Annotated in this window: 5 protein-coding genes; 4 read left to right on the forward strand and 1 reads right to left on the reverse strand. The window is 55.6% G+C overall.

Annotated elements, in window-relative coordinates; all coding sequences use genetic code 11:
* Positions 1 to 7: 7 nt before the first annotated feature.
* Positions 8 to 2,197 carry a fatty acid oxidation complex subunit alpha FadB gene (gene fadB, locus SK54_RS02955; RefSeq protein ID WP_023295588.1) on the reverse strand — a complete coding sequence of 730 codons (2,190 nt, stop codon included), beginning with the start codon at positions 2,195 to 2,197 and terminating at the stop codon, positions 8 to 10.
* 190 nt (positions 2,198 to 2,387) lie between these two features.
* Between fadB and pepQ the strand changes: the two genes are divergently transcribed.
* The 4 genes from pepQ to hemG are packed head-to-tail and all read left to right on the forward strand — an operon-like array spanning position 2,388 to position 6,382.
* A complete protein-coding gene (gene pepQ, locus SK54_RS02960) occupies positions 2,388 to 3,719 on the forward strand; it encodes a Xaa-Pro dipeptidase (protein WP_017382602.1) in 1,332 nt (443 codons plus the stop codon).
* The gene (locus SK54_RS02965; protein ID WP_015572737.1) at positions 3,719 to 4,333 is read left to right on the forward strand and encodes an IMPACT family protein; all 615 of its coding nucleotides are present in this window, start codon (positions 3,719 to 3,721) and stop codon (positions 4,331 to 4,333) included. The genes pepQ and SK54_RS02965 overlap by 1 nt, the downstream gene beginning before the upstream one ends.
* A 41-nt stretch (positions 4,334 to 4,374) precedes the next feature.
* Complete coding sequence (gene trkH / locus SK54_RS02970; RefSeq protein WP_006808591.1) at positions 4,375 to 5,826, forward strand: Trk system potassium transporter TrkH; 1,452 nt, start codon at positions 4,375 to 4,377, stop codon at positions 5,824 to 5,826.
* A gap of 10 nt (positions 5,827 to 5,836) precedes the next feature.
* Positions 5,837 to 6,382, forward strand: a complete 546-nt coding sequence (gene hemG / locus SK54_RS02975; RefSeq protein ID WP_017382603.1) for a menaquinone-dependent protoporphyrinogen IX dehydrogenase — start codon at positions 5,837 to 5,839, stop codon at positions 6,380 to 6,382.
* Positions 6,383 to 6,788 lie beyond the last annotated feature (406 nt).

The following is a 6,788-nucleotide window of genomic DNA, read 5'->3' on the forward strand; positions in this document are numbered from 1 at the left end:
TGACTCCTTAAGCCGTTTTCAGTTCGCCAACCGGACGGGCTGGCTCAACTGCTGGGTAGTAGGGTTCGTTATGGCGCGCTTTGTTACGCAGCCCTTCCGGCACCTCATAAAGCGGGCCGAGGTGCTGGTACTGCTGAGCCATATCGAGATAGCGGGCGCTGCCGAGCGTATCCAGCCAGCGGAACGCGCCTCCGTGGAACGGAGGGAAGCCGAGGCCGTACACCAGCGCCATATCCGCTTCTGCCGGGCTGGCGATAATGCCTTCTTCGAGGCAGCGCACCACTTCGTTGACCATTGGGATCATCATCCGTGCGATGATCTCATCGTCGGTGAAGTCGCGTTTTGGCTGACTGACGTCGGCCAGCAGGCCATCCACCGCCGGATCTTCTTCTTTCTTCGGTTTGCCTTTGCTGTCTTCTTTATAGCGCCAGAAGCCCAGACCGTTTTTCTGCCCGAAGCGGTTGGCGTCGAACAGGGCATCAATGGCGTCGCGATAATCTTTCTGCATGCGCTGCGGGAAGCCCGCCGCCATCACCGCCTGCGCGTGATGGGCAGTGTCAATGCCGACAACGTCCAGCAGATACGCCGGGCCCATCGGCCAGCCGAACTGTTTTTCCATCACTTTGTCGATTTTGCGGAAGTCTGCGCCGTCGCGCAGCAGCTGGCTGAAACCGGCGAAGTACGGGAACAGCACGCGGTTAACGAAGAAGCCCGGGCAGTCGTTAACCACGATCGGCGTTTTGCCCATCTTGCTCGCCCACGCCACCACTTTGGCGATGGTTTCGTCGGAGGTTTTTTCCCCTCGGATCACTTCGACCAGCGGCATGCGGTGCACCGGGTTAAAGAAGTGCATCCCGCAGAAGTTTTCCGGACGCTTCAGCACGCTCGCCAGTTCGCTGATAGGAATGGTGGAGGTGTTAGAGGCCAGCACGGTTTCCGGACGCACCTTGTCTTCGGTTTCGGCCAGCACCGCTTTTTTCACTTTCGGGTTCTCGACGACCGCTTCAACCACCACGTCCACACGGTCGAAACCGCTGTATTCCAGCACTGGCTGGATGGTGGAGATCACGCCTGCAAGCTTCAGACCATCAATTTTGCCGCGCTCAAGCTGTTTATTCAGCAGCTTGGCCGCTTCGGTCATGCCCAGCGTCAGGGATTTCTCGTTGATGTCCTTCATCACCACCGGCACGCCTTTCCAGGCAGACTGATAGGCGATGCCGCCCCCCATAATGCCCGCGCCGAGTACCGCCGCGTGTTTTGGCGTTTCTACGTTTTTGGTGAGTTGTTTGGCTTTGCCCTTCACGAACTGATCGTTAAGGAAGATACCAACCAGCGCGCGGGCTTCGTTGGTGTGCGCCAGCGGGACAAAGCTCTGGTTTTCAAGCTTCAGAGCGTCATCACGGCCCAGACGGGCTGCCGCTTCAATGGTTTTCACCGCCGTGATCGGCGCCGGGTAGTGTTTACCCGCCGTCTGCATCACCATGCCTTTGGCGATGGTGAAGCTCATGGTGGCTTCAATTTTGCTGAGCTTTAATGGCTCCAGCTTTGGCTGACGTTTGGCTTTCCAGTCGAGATCGCCGTTAATCGCCTGACGCAGAATGGCGATAGCACCCTCAATCAGTTTTTCAGGCTTAACCACGCCGTCCACCAGGCCGATTTTCTGCGCCTGTTCTGCGCCGACATCTTTACCCGCGGCAATGATCTCCAGCGCGCTGTCGGCACCCAGCATGCGCGGCATACGCACGGAACCGCCAAAGCCCGGCATGATGCCCAGCTTGGTTTCCGGCAGGCCGATGCGCAGGTCCGGCGTCGCCAGACGGTAGTCGGTCGCCAGCACGCACTCGCAGCCACCGCCCAGCGCGTAGCCGTTAACGGCGGAAAGGGTCGGGACAGGCAGATCTTCCAGACGATTAAAAACGCTGTTGGCAAAGTGCAGCCACTGGCTCAGCTGTTCTTCGGGCACCAGGAACAGCGACAGGAATTCGGTGATATCCGCGCCAACGATAAAGGCCGCTTTGTTGGAGCGCAGCAGCAGCCCTTTCAAATCTGATTGCTTTTCAAGTACATCCAGCGCCTGGCCAAGACTGGCCACCGTCGCGGTATCAAGCTTGTTCACTGAGCCGGGGGCATCGAACACCAGTTCGGCAATGCCATCTTCCAGCCAGTCTACGTACAGGGTGTCGCCTTTGTAGAGCATGTCGGTCTCCTGAATCCAGCAATTGGATCTGGTCATACCAGATGAAACGGAGTGTGGAATTTATGTTAATAAAATGCAAATTAGTCATTAAGAAATTGCTGCGCTGATCACGGTCGGTGGAAATCACGCAGCCGGAGTGAGGTGTGCTAAGATGCGATGACTTGAGGTCAAAAAAACGAAAGGAAGAATGATGGACTCACTGGCTTCGCTTTATAAAAATCATATCGTTACCCTACAGGAACGTACCCGCGATGTACTGGCCCGCTTCAAGCTGGATGCCCTGCTGATCCACTCCGGCGAGCTGATGAATACTTTTCTTGATGACCATGCTTATCCCTTCAAGGTTAACCCGCAGTTTAAAGCCTGGGTGCCTGTCACGCAGGTTCCAAATTGCTGGCTGCTGGTGGATGGCGTGAACAAGCCGAAACTGTGGTTCTACCTGCCGGTCGATTACTGGCACAACGTGGAGCCGCTGCCGACCTCATTCTGGACCGAAGAAATTGACGTGATTGCGCTGCCAAAAGCAGACGGTATTGGCAGCCAGCTGCCAGCGGCGCGCGGCAACATCGGCTACATTGGTCCGGTTCCTGAGCGTGCGCTGGGTCTGGATATTCCGGCAGATAAACTCAACCCGAAAGGCGTGCTGGATTATCTGCACTACTATCGCGCCTACAAGACCGACTACGAACTTTACTGCATGCGTGAAGCGCAAAAAACGGCGGTGAATGGCCACCGTGCGGCGCACGAAGCGTTCCAGTCCGGTATGAGCGAGTTCGATATTAATCAGGCCTACCTGACGGCGACCGGCCACCGCGATACCGACGTGCCGTACAGCAACATCGTGGCGCTGAATGAACATGCCTCGGTTCTGCACTACACCAAACTGGATCATCAGGTTCCGGCTGAGATGCGCAGCTTCCTGCTGGACGCGGGGGCTGAGTACAATGGTTATGCGGCAGACCTGACCCGTACCTGGGCGGCGAATGCGGATACCGATTTTGCGCAATTGATCAAAGACGTGAACGACGAACAGCTGGCGCTAATTGGCACCATGAAGGCCGGAACCAGCTACGTGGATTATCACATCCAGTTCCATCAGCGCATCGCTAAACTGCTGCGTAAGCATCAGATTGTCAAAGACATGAGCGAAGAGGCGATGGTTGAGAACGATCTGACCGGGCCATTTATGCCGCATGGTATCGGCCACCCGCTGGGGTTGCAGGTTCATGACGTCGCGGGCTTTATGCAGGATGATACCGGTACGCACCTGGCGGCACCGTCTAAATATCCTTATCTGCGCTGCACCCGCGTTCTGGCGCCGCGTATGGTATTGACCATCGAGCCGGGCATCTACTTTATTGAATCCCTGTTGGCACCGTGGCGCGAAGGGCAATTCAGCAAGCACTTCAACTGGGAGAAAATTGAAGCGCTGAAGCCGTATGGCGGCATTCGTATCGAGGATAACGTGGTTATTCACGAGAACAGCATTGAGAACATGACGCGAGATCTGAAGCTGGCCTGATGGAAAGCTGGCTGATACCGGCCGAGCCGGTCACCTTTGTTGAGGAAATCAAGAAAAGCCGCTTTATCACGCTGCTGGCGCATACCGACGGCGTGGAGGCGGCGAAGGCGTTCGTCGAGTCCGTCCGCGCGCAGCACCCCGATGCCCGCCATCACTGTGTGGCGTGGGTCGCAGGGCCGCCAGACGACTCACAGCAGCTCGGGTTTTCTGACGACGGTGAACCGGCGGGTACGGCCGGAAAACCGATGCTCTCCCAGTTGATGGGCAGCGGCGTGGGTGAAATCACCGCCGTCGTGGTCCGCTACTACGGGGGCATTTTGTTAGGCACCGGAGGGCTGGTTAAAGCCTACGGAGGTGGTGTCCAGCAGGCGCTTAATCTGCTGATAACAACCCGCAAAACGCCACTTACGGAATATACTTTGTTATGCGATTACGCCCAGCTATCGGGTATCGAAGCACTGCTTAAACAGTTTAACGGTGTCATCGCACACAGTGATTATCAGGCAATGGTGCAATTACGCGTGGCGCTTCCTCAGGCGGAACTGGCTGCTTTTTCAGCAAAACTCGCTGATTTTAGTCGCGGTTCATTGCAATTACTGCCGATTGAAGAATAATCCCCACCTCACAATTTTGAATACCTAAGGAAGCGGCAGAGATGCATTTTCGTGCCATTACCCGAATCGTTGGATTGCTGGTCATACTTTTCTCCGGGACAATGATCATTCCCGGACTGGTGGCGCTCATCTACCGGGACGGCGCGGGGCGTGCATTTACGCAAACCTTTTTTGTCGCGCTGACGATTGGCTCCCTGCTGTGGTGGCCAAACCGCCGTGAGAAAGGTGAACTGAAATCCCGGGAGGGGTTTCTGATTGTGGTCCTGTTCTGGACGGTACTGGGAAGCGTGGGTGCGCTGCCGTTTATCTTCTCCGAACAACCGAATCTCACCGTCACGGATGCGTTTTTTGAATCGTTCTCCGGATTAACGACCACCGGCGCCACCACGCTTGTGGGGCTGGATTCGCTCCCGCATGCGATTCTCTTTTACCGGCAGATGCTCCAGTGGTTCGGCGGTATGGGGATCATCGTCCTGGCGGTGGCTATCCTGCCGATTCTGGGCGTCGGGGGGATGCAGCTTTACCGGGCGGAGATGCCCGGCCCGCTGAAAGATAACAAGATGCGCCCGCGTATTGCGGAGACGGCGAAAACCCTGTGGCTTATCTATGTCCTGCTGACGGTGGCCTGCGCGCTGGCGCTGTGGTTTGCCGGGATGCCTGCGTTTGATGCCATCGGACACAGCTTTGCGACTATTGCTATCGGCGGGTTCTCCACCCACGATGCCAGCGTCGGCTACTTCGACAGCCCGACAATCAATACCATCATTGCCATCTTTTTGCTGATCTCAGGCTGTAACTACGGTCTACACTTCTCGTTGCTTAGCGGACGGAGCCTGAAGGTGTACTGGCGCGACCCGGAATTCCGGATGTTTATTGGCGTCCAGCTGACCCTGGTGGTTATCTGTACCCTGGTACTGTGGTTCCACGATGTTTATAACTCGGCGGTCACGACCCTGAACCAGGCCTTCTTCCAGGTGGTATCGATGGCGACAACCGCTGGTTTCACCACGGACAGTATTGCGCGTTGGCCACTGTTCCTGCCGGTGCTGCTGTTGTGCTCTGCGTTTATCGGCGGTTGCGCCGGGTCAACGGGCGGCGGTCTGAAGGTGATCCGCATTCTGCTGCTGTTCAAGCAGGGGAACCGTGAGCTGAAACGTCTGGTCCACCCGAATGCGGTTTACAGTATTAAGCTGGGGAACCGCGCGCTGCCGGAGCGCATCCTCGAAGCGGTGTGGGGATTCTTCTCCGCTTATGCGCTGGTCTTTATTGTCAGTATGCTGGCGATTATCGCCACGGGCGTGGATGATTTCTCTGCCTTCGCCTCTGTGGTGGCAACGTTAAACAATCTGGGGCCGGGGCTGGGCGTCGTGGCGGATAACTTCGCCAGTATGAACCCGGTGGCGAAGTGGATCTTAATCGCCAATATGCTGTTTGGGCGTCTTGAGGTCTTTACGCTGCTGGTGCTGTTTACCCCAACATTCTGGCGTGAGTAAGGAGACATTGGTGAAAACGTTAATTCTTTTCTCAACGCGTGACGGGCAAACGCGTGAGATTGCTTCATATCTGGCTTCCGAACTCAAAGAGCTGGGCATTTATTCTGATGTGGTGAACCTGAATCGCACAGAGCAGATTGCCTGGCAGGATTACGACCGCGTGGTGATTGGCGCTTCAATTCGCTACGGTCATTTCCATCCGGCGCTGGATCGCTTTGTGAAAAAGCATACGGCGGAACTCGCTCAGCTGCCTGGCGCGTTTTACTCGGTCAACCTGGTTGCCCGTAAAGCGGAGAAGCGTACGCCGCAGACCAACAGCTATACGCGCAAGTTTTTGCTAAGTTCGCCATGGCAGCCCGATATCTGTTCTGTCTTTGCTGGCGCGCTGCGTTACCCGCGTTACCGCTGGTATGACCGCTTTATGATCCGCCTGATCATGAAAATGACGGGCGGGGAAACGGATACGCGTAAAGAAGTGGTTTATACCGACTGGGCCCAGGTCGCCAGTTTTGCCCGTGAAATTGCGCGTTTAACGGACGATGCGCGGGATAAATAAGCGTTGAGTTTGAAAAGTGAGCGAACAAAATTTTTTTTGTATTTAGTGCTTGTCACTTCAGAAGAACTCCCTATAATGCGCCTCCACTGACACGGAACAACGGCACGCAAGCCGCCGGGTCAGCAGAGAAAAGCAAAACAAACGCTTGACTCTGAAGCGGGAAAGCGTAATATGCACACCCCGCGCCGCAGCGAAAACGAAGCGGCACTGCTCTTTAACAATTTATCAGACAATCTGTGTGGGCACTCAAAGTGACATGGATTCTTACTGTCTTCGGACACTAAATGAATACCAAGTCTCAACGAGTGAACACGTAATTCATTACGAAGTTTAATTCATTGAGCATCAAACTTTTAAATTGAAGAGTTTGATCATGGCTCAGATTGAACGCTGGCGGCAGGCCTAA

It is taken from the genome of Enterobacter sp. MGH120, from assembly GCF_001037725.1.
GTDB lineage: Bacteria > Pseudomonadota > Gammaproteobacteria > Enterobacterales > Enterobacteriaceae > Enterobacter > Enterobacter hormaechei_C.